The 18993-nt window shown below is 71.5% G+C and carries 19 protein-coding genes and 2 pseudogenes; 10 read left to right on the forward strand and 11 right to left on the reverse strand.

Features of this window, described 5'->3' with window-relative positions; genetic code table 11:
* Positions 1-2: 2 nt before the first annotated feature.
* From QF030_RS05635 to QF030_RS05645, 4 genes and pseudogenes are all read right to left on the reverse strand, one after another.
* Complete coding sequence (locus QF030_RS05635) at positions 3-206, reverse strand: cold-shock protein (RefSeq protein ID WP_215030177.1); 204 nt, start codon at positions 204-206, stop codon at positions 3-5.
* A gap of 17 nt (positions 207-223) precedes the next feature.
* Positions 224-601, reverse strand: a complete 378-nt coding sequence (locus QF030_RS40535) for a helix-turn-helix domain-containing protein (RefSeq protein ID WP_373428738.1) — start codon at positions 599-601, stop codon at positions 224-226.
* Between the two features lie 102 nt (positions 602-703).
* A pseudogene (locus QF030_RS05640) lies at positions 704-1179 on the reverse strand (hypothetical protein); the annotation flags it as partial.
* Positions 1062-1311, reverse strand: a pseudogene (locus tag QF030_RS05645) (hypothetical protein); the annotation flags it as partial. The pseudogenes QF030_RS05645 and QF030_RS05640, both read right to left, overlap by 118 nt.
* A 521-nt stretch (positions 1312-1832) precedes the next feature.
* On the opposite strand from QF030_RS05645, the gene QF030_RS05650 reads away from it, so the two are divergent.
* From QF030_RS05650 to hemC, 6 genes are all read left to right on the forward strand, one after another.
* Positions 1833-2873 (forward strand): zinc-dependent alcohol dehydrogenase, encoded by a 1041-nt coding sequence (locus QF030_RS05650; protein ID WP_307161532.1) that lies wholly within the window; start codon positions 1833-1835, stop codon positions 2871-2873.
* Positions 2874-3092: 219 nt separating this feature from the next.
* Positions 3093-4244, forward strand: coding sequence for a sensor histidine kinase (locus QF030_RS05655; RefSeq protein WP_307161533.1), 1152 nt, complete (start codon positions 3093-3095; stop codon positions 4242-4244).
* A 491-nt stretch (positions 4245-4735) separates the two neighbouring features.
* Complete coding sequence (locus QF030_RS05660; RefSeq protein ID WP_307161534.1) at positions 4736-5716, forward strand: ATP-dependent DNA ligase; 981 nt, start codon at positions 4736-4738, stop codon at positions 5714-5716.
* A gap of 154 nt (positions 5717-5870) precedes the next feature.
* The gene (locus QF030_RS05665) at positions 5871-6647 is read left to right on the forward strand and encodes an NPP1 family protein (RefSeq protein WP_307161535.1); all 777 of its coding nucleotides are present in this window, start codon (positions 5871-5873) and stop codon (positions 6645-6647) included.
* 196 nt (positions 6648-6843) lie between these two features.
* Positions 6844-7311, forward strand: a complete 468-nt coding sequence (locus tag QF030_RS05670) for a GNAT family N-acetyltransferase (protein WP_307161536.1) — start codon at positions 6844-6846, stop codon at positions 7309-7311.
* A gap of 126 nt (positions 7312-7437) precedes the next feature.
* Positions 7438-8373, forward strand: a complete 936-nt coding sequence (gene hemC, locus QF030_RS05675) for a hydroxymethylbilane synthase (protein ID WP_307161537.1) — start codon at positions 7438-7440, stop codon at positions 8371-8373.
* A 49-nt stretch (positions 8374-8422) separates the two neighbouring features.
* Here hemC and QF030_RS05680 read toward each other — a convergent pair whose 3' ends face one another.
* The 4 genes from QF030_RS05680 to QF030_RS05695 form a co-directional block, all read right to left on the reverse strand.
* Positions 8423-8944 carry a hypothetical protein gene (locus QF030_RS05680; protein ID WP_307161538.1) on the reverse strand — a complete coding sequence of 174 codons (522 nt, stop codon included), beginning with the start codon at positions 8942-8944 and terminating at the stop codon, positions 8423-8425.
* A 191-nt stretch (positions 8945-9135) separates the two neighbouring features.
* On the reverse strand, positions 9136-9996 hold the full coding sequence (locus tag QF030_RS05685; protein WP_307161539.1) for an ABC transporter permease: 861 nt from the start codon (positions 9994-9996) through the stop codon (positions 9136-9138).
* Positions 9956-10804 (reverse strand): ABC transporter ATP-binding protein, encoded by an 849-nt coding sequence (locus QF030_RS05690; RefSeq protein ID WP_307161540.1) that lies wholly within the window; start codon positions 10802-10804, stop codon positions 9956-9958. The genes QF030_RS05685 and QF030_RS05690 overlap by 41 nt, the downstream gene beginning before the upstream one ends.
* Positions 10801-11286, reverse strand: a complete 486-nt coding sequence (locus tag QF030_RS05695) for a MarR family winged helix-turn-helix transcriptional regulator (protein WP_307161541.1) — start codon at positions 11284-11286, stop codon at positions 10801-10803. Before QF030_RS05695 ends, QF030_RS05690 begins: the two co-directional genes overlap by 4 nt.
* A 302-nt stretch (positions 11287-11588) precedes the next feature.
* Here QF030_RS05695 and QF030_RS05700 point away from each other — a divergent pair, with 302 nt between their 5' ends.
* Positions 11589-12380 carry an RNA polymerase sigma factor SigF gene (locus tag QF030_RS05700; RefSeq protein ID WP_307161542.1) on the forward strand — a complete coding sequence of 264 codons (792 nt, stop codon included), beginning with the start codon at positions 11589-11591 and terminating at the stop codon, positions 12378-12380.
* Positions 12381-12393: 13 nt separating this feature from the next.
* Here QF030_RS05700 and QF030_RS05705 read toward each other — a convergent pair whose 3' ends face one another.
* Complete coding sequence (locus tag QF030_RS05705) at positions 12394-12729, reverse strand: ANTAR domain-containing protein (RefSeq protein WP_307161543.1); 336 nt, start codon at positions 12727-12729, stop codon at positions 12394-12396.
* Positions 12730-12833: 104 nt separating this feature from the next.
* Here QF030_RS05705 and QF030_RS05710 point away from each other — a divergent pair, with 104 nt between their 5' ends.
* On the forward strand, positions 12834-13637 hold the full coding sequence (locus tag QF030_RS05710; RefSeq protein WP_307161544.1) for a VOC family protein: 804 nt from the start codon (positions 12834-12836) through the stop codon (positions 13635-13637).
* Between the two features lie 11 nt (positions 13638-13648).
* On the opposite strand, the gene glgX is transcribed toward QF030_RS05710, so the two are convergent.
* Together glgX and QF030_RS05720 are read right to left on the reverse strand one after the other, a co-directional pair.
* Positions 13649-15787 (reverse strand): glycogen debranching protein GlgX, encoded by a 2139-nt coding sequence (gene glgX, locus QF030_RS05715; protein WP_307167480.1) that lies wholly within the window; start codon positions 15785-15787, stop codon positions 13649-13651.
* Positions 15788-15840: 53 nt separating this feature from the next.
* The gene (locus QF030_RS05720; RefSeq protein ID WP_307161545.1) at positions 15841-16353 is read right to left on the reverse strand and encodes a pep a2; all 513 of its coding nucleotides are present in this window, start codon (positions 16351-16353) and stop codon (positions 15841-15843) included.
* 294 nt (positions 16354-16647) lie between these two features.
* Here QF030_RS05720 and QF030_RS05725 point away from each other — a divergent pair, with 294 nt between their 5' ends.
* Positions 16648-16947 (forward strand): DUF5133 domain-containing protein, encoded by a 300-nt coding sequence (locus tag QF030_RS05725; protein WP_307161546.1) that lies wholly within the window; start codon positions 16648-16650, stop codon positions 16945-16947.
* 75 nt (positions 16948-17022) lie between these two features.
* On the forward strand, positions 17023-18978 hold the full coding sequence (locus QF030_RS05730; RefSeq protein WP_307161547.1) for an alpha-1,4-glucan--maltose-1-phosphate maltosyltransferase: 1956 nt from the start codon (positions 17023-17025) through the stop codon (positions 18976-18978).
* Positions 18979-18993: the final 15 nt, after the last annotated feature.

Here is an 18993-nt window from a genome sequence, read left to right on the forward strand (position 1 = left end):
GCTCAGGCGGGCGTGATGTTCTCCGCCTGGGGGCCCTTCTGGCCCTGGGTGACGTCGAAGTTCACCTTCTGGCCTTCCTGGAGCTCACGGAAGCCAGAGCTGGCGATGTTGGAGTAGTGAGCGAAGACATCGGGGCCTCCGCCATCCTGCTCGATGAAGCCGAAGCCCTTTTCCGCGTTGAACCACTTCACGGTTCCGGTGGCCATGTCGTCCTCCAAGGGGACTAGGAATCGGTCCCGCACCGTGCGGAACCGGAGGTGATCGCCCTGGTCCTCAGAGAAAACAGAAAAATCGCCCATGAATGTTCACGGACGACCGGTACTTCGGAACCATGACAGCTGCCACCGACGCTACACGCACACTCCCGGCCCCACCACCAGGACATCCATACGGGTGGCGGAGAGATCACTTTCCCGGGGAGGACCAGGTCGCCGCGGCGCAGGAGGCTGAGGTGTTCTGAGGCGGTCGACGGTTTCAGCGCGCACCGCTCGGCTGTCTCGCCGACGGTCAGTTCCACGCCGCCGCGGGCAGGGGCTGGTAAGGCCGGGTTCGGGAGAAGACGTTTGTCCGGGCGCGATCGGTGCAGACGATGAGCTGACACGGTCGCCGCTTCTGCTCTGATCGAGGCAGCAGCGCCTCACCGCGCGGGAAGGACAAGCCGGCTACCGGCACCTGTCGGCGGCCAGTCGGGGCGAGATCCGGCTCAGGTACGGGCCAGCTCGGACGCGGCAACGTTCCTCGGCCTTCGCGGGTCCCAGTCGAGCTCCGGGTCGTCGGCTTCCTCAAGGATGCGGACGGCGAGATCGCCGGCCCATGCCACTGCCCAGCGGCGCAGGGCGGTGATGGTGGTCGGGTCGAGACCGTAGGCAGCGAATGCTTGATCGTCGGTCCAGTCGGCACCCGCAAGGTTGGCCTGGAGGTCCTCGCGGTCGAAGCGCCCACGGGCGTGGCGTCGGCCGAATTCCTCGAGCTCTGCGGTGTTCCAGCGCTGGGAGGCCGGGAACACGTCGATCAGCTCGCGAGGGCTTCGCGGTCGCCGAGCGCACGGACTTCGGTGCCGATCACATCCTCCTCCGCGAGGACAGGACCGTAGCGGCTCTGCGCGACGGGACGCCGGAGTTTCTCCTTGAGGATGTCGACCTCGCACTCTTCGCCTGTGGCGGGGTCGGTGACGGTGAACGCTCCCGGTGAACACAGAAGCTCTGGCATACCGCCATCACGATCTCCAGGCCATGCTGACCGATCCGTTCCGGGTCGGCTCCCCTGGACCGACGGCAGCGTGATGCTGCTGTCCCACACACTGATCTGGACCGCGCCCCGCTGATCTCGGCGATCCTGCGCAGCATCGCCACGGTGGCGCGATGGATCGGCACGCCCGCCGTGGCGGTCCGGTCGGGCTGCCGGCGCGGGCGCCCGGGCCGGCGCCCCGGGCGAGGATGCGGTCCCGCGACCACGAGACGGGCGGGGGCTGCGGGTGGGACATGCTTTCACCCTACCCTTTTGATTGCCTAACGCAAGTAAATCTCATCACTTGCTTGACTTAAGTAATCCATTCATGCTTGCCTGACTCAAGCAATCCGGTGCCCGCCCCGAGCGGAGGCGGCCACCGGCCGCCGAACCCGTGGGGACGGGGATCGGCGTTGCTCCGGGGCCCGGCGGCCGACGCTTCATCCGGCTGCCGGGCTGCGGACGGCTCCACCCACCCACGCACGCCGGCGGCGTGCTCACCACCACCGTCGCGGTGCCCCTTCCCCGACCCCGTCAGGACTTCCCCCGAGCCCGGCGACACCAGTCCCGAACAACCGAGTTCTCCAGCACGAGAGGCCACCCTCATGAGCACGATGAAGTCCGTCCGGACCGGCGCGGTCGGCAAGATCGAGGTCGTGGACGTCGAGCGACCGGTGCCCGGTCCCAGGGACGCGCTCGTGCGGATCCGCGCCTGCGGGATCTGCGGCACCGACGTCACCTTCCTGCGCATGGGCGGCATGCCCGCCCGCGCCCACCTGGGCGGCGAGCTGATCCCCGTGCCGCTCGGCCACGAGCCGGCCGGTGAGGTCGTGGAGGTCGGCGCCGAGGTGTCGGGCCTGAGAGCGGGCGACCGCGTGGTCGTGAACCCGCAGGACGCCCCCACCGGCATCATCGGCTGCGGCGGGAAACTGGGCGCGATGAGCGAGTACCTGCTGATCGAGAACGCCGAGGTCGGAAGGAGCGTCGCCGTCTTCCCCGCCACCGTGCCGTTCGACGTGGCCTCGCTCAACGAGCCGATGGCCGTGTCCCGGCACGCCGTCAACCGCTCCGGGTCGGGGCCGGGCGACAAGGTCGTCGTGTTCGGGGCCGGGCCGATCGGTCTGGGCGCCGCGATCTGGCTGAAGCTGCGCGGTGCGGAGCACGTGGTGGTCGTCGACGTCATCCCCTCCCGGCTGGAGAAGGCACTGGCCGTCGGGGCGGACGCCGTCATCGACTCGGCCGGGGAGGACGTGGCCGCGCGGCTCACCGAACTGCACGGGCAGAGCGCCAACGCCCTCGGCCAGCCCCGGCCGGGCACCGACGTCTTCATCGACGCGGCCGGCGCCCCGGCCGTCTTCGACACCGTGGTGCGGTCGGCGAAGTGGCACGCGAAGCTGGTCATGGTGGCCGTGCAGAAGAAGGGCGAGATCGACCTCGGCGGCATGCTCCGCAGCGAGCTCACCCTCATCGCCTCCCAGGGCTACCCGACCGAGATCTTCGAGGTGACGCCGGAACTGGTCGAGCACCAGGAGCGGTTCGCCCGGCTCATCAGTCACCGCGTCCCGTTCGCCGAGGCCGACCGTGCCTTCGGACTGGCCCTGACACCGGGCGCGGCGGAGAAGGTCGTCGTCACGCTGGACGACTAGGCCGGGTCCGGGGCGTCGTGCCGCGGGCGTGGGGCCGGGCCCGCCGGGCCCCACTGCTCCGGTGCCGCGGCTCTCGTCCGCCCCGGTCCGCCGGACGGGCTCCAGGACCTCCGCACGCGGGCCCGCCGGGCAGCCGGTCGTGTCCATCGGACGGCCCCCCGCGTCGCTCTGCCCCACCGCCCCCTTCCCCGCTTCTCCTCACGAGAGGAACGGCGCTCCATGCGCGCGACCCTGCCACAGGCGGCTCGGGCCACGGTCCATCTCTTCCTGGCCGCCGCGATGGCCTTCGGGTCGTACCTCTTCCTGACCGTCCTGCTGATAGCCGCCACCGGTGCGGTCACGGGGGTCGGGATCTGGATGCTGCCCGAGACCGTGCTCCTGATCCGCCGGATCGCCGGGGCCAAGCGGCGGTCGACGGCGTCCTGGACCGGCCGGGAGATACCGGAGGCCTACCGAACGATCGACGGCCCGCTGCGCGAGCGGCTGCGGACGGCCGTCGCGGACCCCGGCACCCTGACCGATCTGCGCTGGATGGGGGCCTACTACGCCTACGGCTGGCTGACGGTGCTCATGCTGCCGCTGTGGCCGGTGGGCCTCCTCGTCGACGGTGTGCGGCGCGCGCTGCTGGACCGCGAGCCGCTGCTCCTGCCGTTGCTCGTCCGGCTCGCCGACCTGGAGGCGGACTGGTCGGCCGCGCTGCTCAGCCCCTCCCCCAAGGCGCTGCTGGCCAGGCGGGTCGAGCAGCTCACCGCGACCCGGGCCGACGCGGTCGCCGCGCACGGCGCCGAACTGCGCCGGATCGAACGGGACCTGCACGACGGCGCCCAGGCGCGACTGGTCGCCCTGTCGATGCGGATCGGCCTGGCCCAGCGGGCGTACGGGACCGACCCCGGCACCGCGCGGGAGCTGCTCTCCGACGCGCAGGACCAGGCCGAGGAGGCTCTGACCGAACTGCGGCACGTCGTACGCGGCATCCATCCGCCGATCCTCACCGACCGGGGACTGGACGGGGCCGTACGGGCGTTGGCGGGCAGCAGCGCACTCGGGGTGACCGTGCGCACGGAGGGGCTTCCGGACGGGCCCCGGGCGCCGGCCGCGGTGGAGGCGGCCGCCTATTTCGTGATCGCCGAGGCGCTGACCAACGCCGCCAAGCACAGCGGGGCGGGCCGGGCCGAGGTCGTGCTGGCCCGCTCCCGCACCGGGCTGAGCGTGCGGGTGCGCGACGAGGGGTGCGGCGGCGTCGACGAGAGCGCCGGGTCCGGTCTGCTGGGCATGCGGCGCCGGGTCGCCGCGCTCGACGGGAGGGTGCGGGTGACGAGCCCGGTGGGCGGGCCGACGGTGATCGAGGTGGAGCTGCCGTGCGTGTGGTGAGGGGCGCCCCGGCCGTCCCTCACCACGACCGGCACGACGGCCCGTACCGCGCCGCGCCGCGCGGGGGCCGACCCCGACGCCGATCCCGACCCCGACGGCGACCCGATGCCGAGGGCGACCCCGACGGTGACCCCGACGCCGACGCCGACGCCGACGGGGATCGGCCCTCCCGTCTGCGACCTGCGGCACCGACGCAGGCGCGGAGCGCCATGACCGGAGCCGGCGACCGGGACCACACCCGGCCGGCTCTCTTCGCGCGGCGCCCGTGACCGCATCCGCCCGCCGTCATCGCGCAGCGGCCGGGGCCGGTGCGGGCGCCGGAGCACCTCCACCGTCCCGGCAGCTGGGGCGGCGTCCGTCCCGCCCTTGCTCCGCAGGACCGGGTCGCCGCCTGCCCGGCGACGACCGAGCGCGCCACCGGCGCAGCGCCGTTCAGGCGAAACCGGGGCCACTTCCGCGTGTTTCGGCCCGGCCGCGTCCACAACTCACCCGTGACACTCCCTCTCATCGCCCCCATGCTGGCCACGTCGGGCCGGCTGCCCCCCACCTCCCAGGACGCGCGCTGGGCCTACGAGACCAAGCAGGACGGGCAGCGGGCGGTGGTGTACCTCGTCGGCGACGGGAGCCTCACCCTGCGCGCCCGTTCCGGGGAGGACATCACCGGCGCCTATCCCGAGCTGCGGCCGCTGGCGGCAGCCCTCGGCGCCACGCCTGCCGTGCTGGACGGCGAGATCCTCGCCCTGGACGGCCGGGGCCGGGCCGACTTCCAGTTGCTCCAGTCCCGGATGGGTCTGGTCCGGGCGCCCGGCAGGGCCGCTCGGCTGGCGGCGACGGCACCCGTGCATCTCGTCCTGTTCGACGTGCTGCATCTCGGCGGGCAGTCCCTCGTCCCGCTGTCGTACACGCGGCGCAGGGCCCGGCTGGAGGCGCTGGCGCTGGAGGGGCCGTCCTGGTCGACGCCGAGGGCCCTGGTCGGACACGGACGGGAGGCCCTGGAGGCGACCCGCGCCCACGGCCTGGAAGGGCTGGTCTGCAAGCGTCTGGACTCGGTGTACGAACCGGGGGTGCGTTCCCGCGCCTGGATCAAGATCCGGAACATGCGGGTCGCTGACGTCCTGGTCGGCGGGTGGCTGCCGGGCAAGGGGCGGCTGACCGGGCTGCCCGGCGCCGTCCTGGTGGGGCAGCGGGCCGCGACCGGACTGCGCTACGTCGGCGGTGTGGGCACCGGCTGGAGCGAGGCCGAACGGGTCGAACTCGCGGCCCTCCTGGGGGCCGCCGCCACCGACCAGTGCCCCTTCGACGCCGTCCCGCAGGCGCCGGGCGCGCGGTGGGTGGTGCCCCGGCTGGTCGGCGAGGTCCGGTACAGCACGCGGACCCGGGCGGGGCTGCTGCGTCAGCCGTCCTGGCTCCGGCTGCGGCCGGACCTGACGCCCGAGGAGTCGGCGGCGGATCTGCCGGACATTTCCGCCTGACCCGGCCCCAGCAGCCAAATATTGGGCTGTGCTTCACCACTGATACGCCTGCGCCCCCTTGGCGCGGGAGGGAAAACCCGGGAAGCTGAGCTGCTTTTCAACCCCCTCTCCCCACACAGCCGTTCGGCTGCGCCCGAACCCTGAGGAGGACGCAGTGTCGTCATCGAAGTTCACGTCCCACGGCAGGAGGTGGCTCACCGGGTTCGCCGGTGCCGCCGCCCTCGTCGTCGCCTTCCCGTCGGCGGCCTTCGCCGCCCCGCCGACGGCTCTGCCGTCCAACGCCGAAGCCGCCGAACTCACGTATCAGCCCGCGTTCGACTACGACACGGACGGCTGCTACTCGACCCCCGCCATCGGCCCGGACGGCACGATCAACGGCGGGCTGAACCCGACCGGCGCCCTCAACGGCAACTGCCGGGACGCCTCCGACCTGGACAACACCAACAGTTACTCGCGCTACAAGTGCAACAACGGCTGGTGCGCGTATCTGTACGGCCTCTACTTCGAGAAGGACCAGGCCATAGCGGGGAGCAGCATCGGCGGGCACCGGCACGACTGGGAGCACGTGGTGGTCTGGGTGCAGAACGGCCAGGTCCAGTACGTCTCGACGTCCAACCACGGCTCGTTCACGGTGACCGCGGCCTCCGGCGTCCGATTCGACGGCTCGCACGCCAAGGTCGTGTACCACAAGGACGGCATCAGCACGCACTGCTTCCGGCTGGCGAACTCCAACGACGAACCGCCGGAGAACCACGAGGGCACCTGGCAGTACCCGCCGCTGGTCGGCTGGAACGGATACCCGGCGGGCCTGCGGGACAAGTTGAGCGCCTACAACTTCGGCAGCGCCAACTTCGGCCTGAAGGACGCCAACTTCGCCAACCACCTCTCCTCGGCGAAACCGTCCGGGATCGCCTTCGATCCCGCCGCGTGAGCCCCGCCCGCCGTCCGCGGCCGGGAGTGTGCGCTCCCCGGCCGTGGACGGCGGCGCACGCACGCCCCCATGATGTCCGGATGGATCTTCACGACGAACTGCCGCCGGCCGTGCCGGCGAAGGAGCTGCCGGCCCTCGCCGACGATCACCACGCCCTGACCGCAAGGCGGTTGGACACGCCGAAGGTCGCCGCAAGGTGAGCGCCGCAGCACGGGTCCGGCACGCCGAGCGGTCCGATCTGCCGCGCGTCGTCGAACTCGCCGCGCAGCACGCGGAGTACGAGCGTGCCGCCCCGCCCGTGCCCGACCTCGCGAAGCGGCTGGCCGGGCTCCTCTTCGACACCCCGACGCCCCGGCTGTACTGCCTGGTCGCCGCACTGCCCGACGGCGAGGTCGTCGGCTACGCGACGTGCGCGCCCGAGATCTCCACCTGGGAGGGCCGCGAGTACCTCCACATGGACTGTCTGTTCCTCACCCCCGGCCACCGCGGGCTGGGTCTGGGCGCGCTGCTGATGGGGGCCGTGGCCGCGCAGGCCCGGAGCCTGGGCATGAGCGAGGTCCAGTGGCAGACCCCCGCCTGGAACGAGGGGGCGATCCGCTTCTACGCCCGGCTCGGCGCTCTCGGCACCGACAAGCGGCGCTTCGTCCTCGACGTGACGTCCTGACGGCGAGGACGCGGTCGCCCGCACTCGTCCGCGCGCCCAGGCGCCTGCCGTCGACGGGCCGCCCGCCCATGGCCGAAACCCGGCAGCGGCACGGGTCACGGGCCGCGAGGGACTATCGTGTCCCGCATGTCCGTTCCGGAAATGATCCGTATCGTCTCCCGTGACTCGCCCATGGCACTGGCCCAAGTAGAGCGCGTGCGTGCGGAGTTGGCCGCCCTGCATCCCGGTCTGCGCACCGAGGTCGTCCCCGTGAGGACGACCGGCGACAAGTGGATGGGCGACCTGTCGCAGGTCGAGGGCAAGGGCGCCTTCACCAAGGAGGTCGACGCGGCGCTGCTGGCGGGTGCGGCGGACCTCGCGGTGCACTGCGTCAAGGACGTGCCGGCGGACCGGCCGCTGCCCGCGGGCACGGTGTTCGCCGCGTTCCTGAAGCGGGACGACATCCGCGACGCCCTTGTGCACCCGGGTGGCCGCACCCTGGACGAGCTCCCGGCCGGTACCCGTATCGGCACCTCCTCGGTGCGCAGGGTCGCCCAGCTCGCCGCCACCCATCCCCACCTGCAGTGCGTGCCGTTCCGCGGCAACGCCAACCGGCGGCTGGAGAAGCTGGCGGCGGGTGAGGCGGACGCACTGCTGCTCGCCGTGTCCGGCCTGGAGCGCATCGAGCGGCAGGACGTGATCAGCGAGGTGTTGTCGCCTGAGACGATGATGCCGCCGATCGGCGCCGGCATCCTCGCCCTGCAATGCCGCGAGGGCGACACCGACGTCATCGACGTCGTCAGTGGGCTGGGCGATCCGGCCACCCATCGGGAGGCCACGGCGGAGCGCATGTTCCTGCATGTGCTCCAGGGGCACTGCAACAGCCCGATCGCCGGCTTCGCGCGGGTGGACCGCAGCGGCGAACTGTCCTTGCGGGCCTGCGTGTTCACCCCGGACGGGAAGACCCGGCTGAACGCGCACGAATGGGCGGGCCGGCTCGACCCGGCGACGCTCGGCACGTCGGTGGCGGTGTCGCTGCTGCGTCAGGGCGCGCGCGAGATCATCGACGGCATCCCGCACTGACCGTGCGCAGACCCCGCCGACTCGCGACCCGCGGGAGGGGGCGGCACCCTCAGGCGCTGCCCTCTTCGGCCTGGTCCCGAAGGAAGTTGCTGACCTGACGGGCCAGGCTGTCGCGGCCCGCGCCGGCCGGGGCCCCGCCGGATCCCTCGTCCAGGCCGATGCCGCCCGTCCACAGCCGGCGGTCCGCCCAGTCGTCGTCGACCCGCAGCTGGATCTGCACGTCCACCTGGGCGAGCGAGGTCTCGGGGCCCGCCCCGTACAGCACGGCGGTGGCCCGGCGCAGGGGATAGACGTCGAAGCCCTCGATGAACTGCGAGTTGCGCCAGTCGATGAACGCGCTCTCGCCCTCGGCCCCGAGCCGTACGTCGATCTGGCCGTCCTCGAGGTGGATCGTGGAGTGGTTGCCGCCCCGGTTCTCGACGGTCACCCGCAGGCAGAAGTACGTGAGCCCCTCGGCTGCGTCGTCGCGTCCCCTGGGCGGCTCACTCTGCTCCAGACGGTGGACGCGGACCCGCAGACCGGCATGCTCGTCGTACTCCTGCCAGTCCCCGACCACGTTCGGCTCGTACACAGTCCACCTCTCGACTTCTACCGGCTGCTTCCTATCCGTGCGCCGATCGCACTGTCAAATGAGCAGAATGCGCTGTGGCCAGGGAATTCATCCCCTTTGATCGCTGATCAAGCCGTGCGCAGGCAGAATCCGCCGACAGCCCGCCCAAGGCCTTGCCGCGGGCGTGCCGCACATCACGTTCCCGGACGTGATCACCGGGCCAGCCGGCCCAGGAGCGAGGAGGCCGCGGCGATGCCGAGAGCGGCGGCCACGATCAGCACCCCGAAGTCGAGGGCGAGGTGCGCGGGTGTGCCGAGGAGCAGCCCCCGCAGCGCGTCCACCTCATAGCTGAGGGGGTTGACCTTGCTGACGGCCTGGAGCCAGCCCGGCATGATGGCGACCGGGTAGAGCGCGTTGGAGCCGAAGAAGAGCGGCATGGTGATCGCCTGGCCGAAGCCCATGAGACGGTCGCGGCTGAGGACGATGCCGGCGATGGTCATCGACAGGCAGGAGAAGAAGGCCGAGCCGAGGACGACGATCGCGGCGACCCCGAGCAGCTTGAGCGGGTTCCAGGTCAGGGCGACGCCGAGGAGGGCGGCGATGACGACCACGACGACCGCCTGGATCACCGACTTCACCCCGGCCGCGAACGCCTTGCCGGTGATCAGCGCGGAGCGCGGAGTCGGCGTGACGAGCAGTTTGTCGAGGACGCCCGCGTCCCGCTCCCAGATGATCTGGATGCCGTAGAAGATAGCGATGAACATCGCGGACTGGGCGATGATGCCGGGCGCCAGATAGTCGATGTAGGGGATGCCGTCGGTCGGGATCGCCTTGATGCGGGTGAAGGTCTGACCGAAGATCAGCAGCCACAGGGCGGGCTGGACCGCCCGGGTGTACAGCTCGGTGCGGTCGTGGCGCAGCTTCTGCAGTTCGACGGCGCACAGGGCGGCGACCCGGGCCGGCAGCAGCCGCCGGCCGACCCGGGGCCGGGGCGGCCGCAGCAGCAGATCGATGTTCTGCGGACGGGCGCGGTCAGCCGACGCGCCGAGCGGTACGGCGGGTGCTTCGGACATCGCGGAAATCTCCTGCCTGCTCGTCGAGGCCGCTGCCGGCGACCTCCCGGAAGACGTCCTCCAGGGTCGGCAGCGGGGCCGTGGCCGGCGCGCCCTCGGCGCGTCGGCGTTCCCCGAGCCCCTGCCGGAGCTCGGCGGGGGTGCCCAGGGCGCGGATCCGGCCGTGGTGCATCAGGCCGACCCGGTCGCAGTACTGGTCGGCCTCGTCCATGTAGTGCGTGGTCACCAGGACGGTCATGCCGGTGGCCTCGCGGACGGTGATGTGCTCCCAGACACCCGTTCGGGCGATCGGGTCGAGACCGATCGTCGGCTCGTCGAGAATCAGCAGGCGGGGTGCGCTGACCAGCGCCTGGGCGAGTTCGAGTCGCCGGACCATGCCGCCGGAGTAGGTGCCGGCGAGCCGGTCGGCGGCCTCCGTGAGGCCGACGGCGCCCAGCGCCTGGTCGACGCGTTCGGCACGCTCGCGCCGGGGCACGTCGAAGACCCGGGCGAACAGCGAGACGTTCTCCCGGCCGGTGAGTCCGGAGTCGGCGGACAGCTGCTGCGGGACGTACCCGAGCAGCCTCCGTACGGCCATGCGGTCGCCGGCCGCGTCGTGCCCGAAGACGCGCACCATGCCGGACGGGACCGGCAGCAGGGTCGTGATGCAGCGGATGGCGGTGGTCTTGCCGGCGCCGTTGGGCCCGAGCAGGCCGAAGACCTCGCCCTCCCGGACGGTCAGGTCGAGCCCGTCGACCGCCTTCGTGTCACCGAAGGCGTGGGCGAGCCCCGTGCAGGCGACGGCGTCCGTGGCGCTGTCGGTCGTCATGATTCCCCGGCCTCCTCGTGCAGGGTGACGGCGAGCGCGCGCAGGGCGGGCAGCGCCGCGCGCAGGGCCTCCCGGTCGGCCGCGTCGAGGCGCGCGACGTGCCGGCCGACGAGCGCGGCGCGCCGCTCCCGCCACGCCCGCAGCCTTTCCTCGGCCGCCTCGGTGAGCAGCAGCCGGGCGACGCGCCGGTCGGCGGGGTCGGTCTCGCGGACCAGGTAGCCGTCCTTGACCAGCTGGTTGACGAGGGTCGAGACGGAGTTGCCCGCCAGGTAGAGCTCCTTGGCCGCCTCCGAGACCCCGATGCCGGGCCGCGTCTCGATCAGGCGCAGCAGCTCGACCTCGGCGCCGCGCAGCCGCGGAACCTTCAGGCCGGCCCGCAGTCGCCGCCTGAGCAGCCGCTGGACGCCGACGAGTGCGTCGGCGAGCTCTTCCGGGAACGTCTCCCGGTCCCGCCGTTCCTGATCCCGCCGCTCCTGATCCATGCGGCCGAGATTACCTCTGTGTCAGAGGTGATCCACCCAAAGGAGAGTCAAGAGCGAGAGGCCGGGACGAGAAGCGCGCGGCGCGAGATGAGAGAGTAGGGACGAAGCGGCTTAAATAGTTCCAGCTGGTTTCAATACGGTCGAATGCGGGGAAAATCGAGCAAAGTGCTTCGGACAGGAGGCACGTCCGTGGGATTCCGCCGAGCGGCCGGTCCCGGGTACCTCCCGTCAGCCCGAGTGCGCGATTCCCGCGGTGTTCCGACCGATTCCTCATCGGCACCCTTCTGAGGAAGGCGCGCGTGATGCGTAGCACCGTCAGAACCAAGCAGCACCCGCACGACGACGCGCCGGACACCGGCGAGTCCTTCGTGAGGCTCGTCGGTCTGCCCGACGGGCCGGAGCGTCAGGCGCTCAAGGACGAGCTGGTCCGGCTGTGGCTGCCCATGGCCGAGCGGATAGCCGTCCGCTTCCGGGGTCGCGGCGAGAATCTGGAGGACCTCTACCAGGTCGCCGCCCTCGGACTCGTCAAGGCCGTCGATCACTACGATCCGGACCGTGGCCGTGCCTTCGAGGCGTACGCGGTACCGACGATCACCGGTGAGATCAAGCGGCATTTCCGCGACCACATGTGGACGCTGCACGTACCGCGCCGGGTCCAGGACCTGCGCAACCGGGTCCGGAACGCCACGAAGGAGCTGTCGCAGACGACTCCGGGGCGCCCGCCCACCGTCGCCGAGATCGCCGCGTACGCGCAGCTGACCGAGGACGAGGTGCGCACCGGCGCCGAGGCGCTGGAATGCTTCTCCGCGCTGTCGCTGGAGGCCGAGCTGCCCGGCACCGACGGCTACGCGCTCGAGGACGCCCTCGGGGACCCCGATCCCGGCTATGACGCCGTGGTCGACCGGGTGGCGGTGGCTCCCTGTCTGCGGGCCCTGCCGGAGCGCGAGCGGACGATCCTGTACATGCGGTTCTTCGCGGGGATGACGCAGAGCCGGATCGCGGAGCAGCTGGGCATCTCGCAGATGCATGTCTCCCGCCTGCTCAGCAGCTGCTTCGCGCGACTGCGCGAGGAAATCGCCGCCGAGGCGGACTGACCGCCGGCCGGCGTCACTCCAACGGGGGCGCGCCGGGGACCTGGGTCGGGCCGTGCCGGTCCAGGAGGTCCTCGAGTTCCGCGCGGATCTGCTCGGGCATCTCTCCCAGCCGCCCCCATACGAGGATCAGCTCGGCGACGTTGCGCAGTTTGATGTTGGTGTGCTGGGAGACCTCTCTCAGCACGAGCCAGCCTTCCTCGGGCGTCATCCGCCCCAGGGCGACCACCACGCCGATCGCCTGATCGACCACGGCGTGGGAGGCGATCGCCTCCTTGAGCTGGCCGACCTCTTCCTGGAGCGCGAGGATCCGGGCCGTTTCGTCACTCGTTCCCTGCGGTACTCGTGCCACCGCTCCATCGTGCCACCGGGTCGCTCGGCAGGCGCCCGGGACGGTTCCGGCCGGACACTGGTGGCAGCCCGCCCGCCGGACGAGAGACCAGGAACACGAGTGCCATGAACCATCGCCCGACATCCGCCCCCGGTGCCCGGGGAGCCGTCTCCACGCACTCCGTGTTCGGCGCGCCCTGCTGGGTGAGCCTGACCAGCCGCGACCTGGACGCCACGCAGGACTTCTACGCGGCCGTACTGGGCTGGGAGTGGCGCAGGGGCGTCCTCGGCGACCATTTCCGCACCGCGCTGGTCGGCAGCGTCCCGGTCGCCGGGGTGGCGGCCGTCGCCGCGATGTGGCAGATGGCGGTCGCCTGGACGCCCTACTTCGCCGTACCCGCCGCGGACGAGGCCGCGTCCCGGACCAGGGAGCGCGGCGGAACCGTGGCCGTGGGCCCCATCTCGCTGCCGCCGGGCCGTGCGGCCCTGCTGGCCGACCGGGACGGCGCGACCTTCGGTGTCTGGGAGGGCGAGCTGATCGGCAACTGGGAGGCCTGGCGGCAGGACGCGCCCGCCTTCATCAGGCTCCACACCCGCGACGCCTTCGACTCCGCCATCTTCTACGGCGAGATCCTCGACTGGGCCACGGACCGCCCCGGCTGCGTCGAGGTCCACTACGAGGGCGGCGAGGTCGTGCTGCGCAGCCGGGGTGATGTCGTCGCCCGGATCGAGTCGGGCGCGCTGGAGGCGGCGCCCGACCCGACGATCCGTCCGCACTGGCAGGTCCACTTCGCCGTCGCGGACGTGACGGCGTGTGCGCGGGCGGCCGAGAAGCACGGCGGCAGCGTGCTGATCGAGACCGATCACGAGGCCGTGCTGCGCGACCCGGACGGCGCCCAGTTCACGGTGACCTCGCGTCGGCAGCGCTGAGCGGCCCGGTCTCAGGCCGAACGGCGGCGCGGGGGCCGGGCCAGCACGATCAGGCTGCGGGCTTCCAGCGTCACTTCCACGCCCGCCTTGTACTCCGTCTCGTCCGGACCCCCGGCGGGCTCCGCCGTGTCGGCGCACACCGTCCAGCGCTCGCCGTACGCGGCGTCGGGCAGCCGGAAGACGACGGGTTCCCAGTAGCTGTTGAACAGCAGCAGGAACGAGTCGTCGACGACCGGCCGGCCGCGGGGGTCGGGTTCGGCGATGGCGTCGCCGTTGAGGAAGACACCGACGCTGTGCGCGTCGTCGCGGTGCCAGTCGCGGTCCGTCATCTCGCGCGCGTCCGGCCGCAGCCAGACGAGATCGGGCAGCGGCTGCTTGGCGTGCCTGACGGTCTCGCCCCGGAAGAAGCGTCGCCGGCGCAGCACGGGGTGGGCGGAGCGCAGGGCGACGAGACGCCGGCAGAAGTCCGCGAGGCCCCGCTGCTCGTCGGTCAACCGCCAGTCCACCCACGAGACTTCGCTGTCCTGGCAGTAGGCGTTGTTGTTGCCGCCCTGGGTGCGGCCCAGTTCGTCGCCGTGGCTGATCATCGGGATGCCCTGCGACAGCAGCAGCGTGGCGAACAGGTTGCGCTGCTGCCGGGCCCGCAGCGCCAGGACCGCCCCTCGCTCGGTGGGCCCCTCGGCCCCGCAGTTCCAGGAGCGGTTGGTGCTCTCGCCGTCCTGGTTGTCCTCGCCGTTCGCCTCGTTGTGCTTGTCGTTGTACGAGACGAGGTCACGCAGGGTGAAGCCGTCGTGCGCGGTGACGAAGTTGACGCTGGCGCGCGGGCGTCGCCTGCTGTGGCCGTACAGGTCGGAGGAGCCGGTCAGCCGGGAGGCGAACTCCGCGAGTGAACCGGGTTCCGCACGCCAGAAGTCCCGTACCGCGTCGCGATAGGGGCCGTTCCACTCCGACCACAGCGGCGGGAAGTTGCCCACCTGGTAGCCGCCCTCACCGACGTCCCAGGGCTCCGCGATGAGCTTGACGCGGCTGATCACGGGATCCTGCTGGATGAGGTCGAAGAACGCGGACAGCCGGTCCACCTCGTGGAACTGGCGGGCGAGGGTGGCCGCGAGGTCGAAGCGGAAGCCGTCGACATGCATCTCCGTCACCCAGTACCGCAGTGAGTCCATGATCAGCTGGAGGACGTACGGGTGCCGCATGAGCAGGCTGTTGCCGGTCCCCGTGGTGTCGTAGTAGTGCGCCCAGTCGCCGTCCACGAGCCGGTAGTAGGAGGCGTTGTCGATGCCGCGGAAGGAGAGGGTGGGGCCCCTCTCGTTGCCCTCGGCGGTGTGGTTGTACACGACGTCGAGGATCACTTCCAGGCCGGCCGCGTGCAGCGCCTTCACCATGGACTTGAACTCGGTGACCTGCTCCCCGCGGGTGCCGTGGGCGGCGTAGGCGTTGTGCGGGGCGAAGAAGCCGATGGTGTTGTAGCCCCAGTAGTTGGACAGGCCCCGGTCCGTCAGCACGCCGTCCTGCACGTACTGATGCACGGGCATCAGCTCGATCGCCGTCACGCCCAGCGAGGTCAGGTGCTCGGTCACCGCGGGGTGCGCGAGACCGGCGTAGGTGCCGCGCAGGGCGGGCGGGACCTCGGGATGGGTGCGGGTCAGACCGCGGACATGGGCCTCGTAGATCACCGTGTCGGCGTAAGGGCGCCGGGGCGGCTGGTCGTCCCCCCAGTCGAAGGCGGCGTCGGTGACCACGCCCAGCAGGGTGTGCCCGGCGCTGTCCGCCGGGTCGGGGCGGTCGCCGGCCCGCTCGAAGAGGGAGGCGTGGTTGTCGATCTGGCCGTCGACGGCACGGGCGTAGGGGTCGAGGAGCAGCTTCGCCGGGTTGCACCGGTGCCCGGAGCCGGGATTCCACGGCCCGTGCACCCGGAAGCCGTAACGCTGACCGGGACCGATCCCGGGCAGGTAGGCGTGCCAGACGAAGCCGTCGACCTCGGTCAGCGGGACCCCTCGGGTGGTGCCGTCGTCGTCGACGAGTACCAGGTCGACCCGTTCGGCGACCTCGCTGAACAGCGCGAAGTTCGTGCCCTGCCCGTCGAAGTCGGCGCCCAGCGGGAAGGGGTGCCCGCTCCAGGCGGGCACCCCGGCACTCCGGTCCATCCGGTCCGTCCGGTTCTCGCGGTCCTTGCGGTCCTTCCGGTGCGGCCGTGAGGTCACAGGGCGGCCTCCAGGACGCCGTGCGCCTCGTCCGCCGGAGCGGCCAGGGCCGCCACCGGCAGTTCGCGGGGTACCTGGCGCACCTCGCGCAGGCTCGGCACCGGCCCGGTCGGCACGAGCGGGACGCGCTCGCCGGACCGGGCCCGCTGGGAGAACCAGATGACGTTGCTTCCGGTGCCGGTGGCGCAGCAGCCCCAGCCGTCGCTCATGACGGCGATGCGCTCCAGGCAGGCGCGCAGGTCCTGGTCGGGCCGCAGTCGGCGGTCGCTGCCCCCTATGGCGGTGATCAGGTGCTGCCCGTTCCACCACATCTCGATCGAGGTGTGCTTGTCCGTGGCGTGTTCGTCGATGGCGGTCAGCAGCATCTCGGCGCCGCGGCAGACGGTCTCGACGTGTGACTCGAGGTCCCAGTACGACAGGTGGGCGGCCAGGATGCGCCTGACCTGTCCGACCCGTTCCGGACTGACGTCCACATCGAGGTGGTAGTAGCAGGGGACTGCTGTCTTCATCGTCGTTCGCTCCTCACCGGCGAGGCTCTCACTCCTGCGGCCCGACGGGCCGGGTGTCCAACACGAAGCGTGAGCGGTAATCGCTCCAGAGTCACAACCACAGTGGGGCTGCTACGCCATTCGTGCAACACGAGCACACCACAAACAAGATCCAACAGGACGTTGGGTGATGCGCCGTGCACCATAAGTGAAGGCCACGGGAGGCTGGTCGCTTACGCGCCTCCGCGCCACGGGTCTGTCGGCCGCCTCGAGCGACCTCCCTCTTGCCCGAACTCCCGGAAGGTGCACAGCGCGATGCTGCAACCAGCGAAGACAGAAGTCGCCAGGACCTTGCGCAGTTACCGGGCCTGGGAGCGGGACATGCTGACGAATCCCGACGACCGCACCGCGCGGGCCGCGTTCGAGGACTGCGGCTACACCTTGTGCGTGCTCATGGGCAAGCGCTGCGCGCGGGAGGCCGCGGACGCCGCCGAGCAGTACCTGCGGGCCGGTGTGGACGCCCTCCACCGGGAGCGCTGGAGCCTGAACCGGAGAAACGCCGGCACGCGGCTCTCCGCGGCACGGCAGCTCCCCTGCCTGCCCGCGGAGACGTAGCGCTCCGCGCGGGTGCAGTCGGTTCGCCCAACACCGGGCGGACGAAGCCATTTGAGAGCCAGCGGAGGTGCAAGGGTGAAGTCCACCAGGGCGATCGGCCGTATCCCGGTGCGGGACGTCGAACCGCGCGTGGAGTGCGGCAGGCGACCGGCGAAAGCCGTGACCGGGGAGACGGTGCGGATCTCCGCGACGGTGTTTCGCGAGGGCCACGACGCCATCGGCGCCAACGTGGTCCTCAAGAACCCGGACGGCGGCCGCGCGCCCTGGACGCCGATGCGCGAGCTCACCCCCGGCAGCGACCGCTGGGGAGCCGATGTGACCCTGGAGACCATGGGCCGCTGGACCTACACCGTGGAGGCCTGGAGCGACCCGATCGCCACCTGGCGCCACCACGCGCAGATCAAGATCCCGGCCGGGATCGACCCGGGTCTGGTCCTGGAGGAGGGTGGTCAGCTCTACGAGCGGGCGGCCGCCCGGGCCCCGCGCGGACCGGAGCGCAGCCTGCTGCGCGACGCGGCGAAGAAGCTGCTCGACGACTCGGCTCCGGTGGCCGAGCGCTACGCGGCGGCGCTGACGCCGGAGGTCGACGCCGTGCTCGGCCGGTATCCGCTGCGGGAGCTGGTCACCGCGTCGGAGCCGCTGCCGCTGCTGGTCGAGCGCGAACGCGCCCTGTACGGCGCCTGGTACGAGTTCTTCCCCCGCTCCGAGGGCACCCCCGGGCGCCCGCACGGCACCTTCCGCACCGCCGCGCGCAGGCTCCCCGCCATCGCCGCGATGGGCTTCGACGTCGTCTACCTCCCGCCCGTCCACCCCATCGGCACGACGTTCCGCAAGGGCCGCAACAACGCGCTGAACGCCGCCCCCGAGGATGTCGGCGTGCCGTGGGCGATCGGCTCGCCGGAGGGCGGCCACGACGCCGTCCACCCGGAGCTGGGGACCATCGAGGACTTCGCCTGGTTCGTGGAGCGGGCGGGCGAGCTCGGCCTGGAGATCGCCCTCGACTTCGCCCTGCAGTGCTCCCCCGACCACCCCTGGGTGCACAAGCACAGCGAGTGGTTCCATCACCGGCCCGACGGGACCATCGCCTACGCCGAGAACCCGCCGAAGAAGTACCAGGACATCTACCCGATCGCCTTCGACGCCGACATGAAGGGCCTGGTCGCCGAGACCGTGCGGGTCCTGCGGCACTGGATGTCGTACGGGGTGCGGATCTTCCGGGTGGACAACCCGCACACCAAGCCGGTCGTGTTCTGGGAGCGGGTCATCGCGGACGTCAACCGCACCGACCCCGACGTGATCTTCCTCGCCGAGGCCTTCACCCGCCCCGCGATGATGCACACCCTGGCGCAGATCGGCTTCCAGCAGTCGTACACGTACTTCACCTGGCGCAACACCAAGGACGAGCTCACCGAGTACCTCACCGAGCTCTCGGGGGACGCGGCCTCCTACATGCGGCCCAATCTGTTCGCCAACACCCCCGACATCCTGCACGCCTATCTCCAGCAGGGCGGCCGCCCCGCCTTCGAGATCCGCGCCGTCCTGGCCGCGACCCTCTCGCCGACCTGGGGCGTCTACAGCGGCTACGAACTCTGCGAGAACACGGCGCTGGAGGAAGGCGGCGAGGAATACCTCGATTCGGAGAAGTACCAGCTCAAGCCCCGTGACTGGGCGGCGGCCGAACGGGAGGGCCGCAGCATCGCCCCGCTGCTGACCCGGCTCAACGAGATCCGGCGGGCGAACCCGGCGCTGCACTGGCTGCGGAACCTCCGGTTCCACGGCACCGACAACCCGTCGGTCATCGCCTACAGCAAGCGCGCGGGTTCGAACACGGTTCTGGTGGTCGTCAACCTCGACCCCCACCACACCCAGGAGGCGACGGTGTCGTTGGACATGCCGCAACTCGGCCTGGACGACGGCGCCTCGCTGTCCGTGCACGACGAACTGACCGGCGACACGTACGCCTGGGGCAGGACGAACTACGTGCGCCTGGAGCCCGGCCGGACACCTGCCCACGTGTTCCACGTCCGGTGACCCGCACCGCCGATC

This window comes from Streptomyces rishiriensis (assembly GCF_030815485.1).
Lineage (GTDB): Bacteria > Actinomycetota > Actinomycetes > Streptomycetales > Streptomycetaceae > Streptomyces > Streptomyces rishiriensis_A.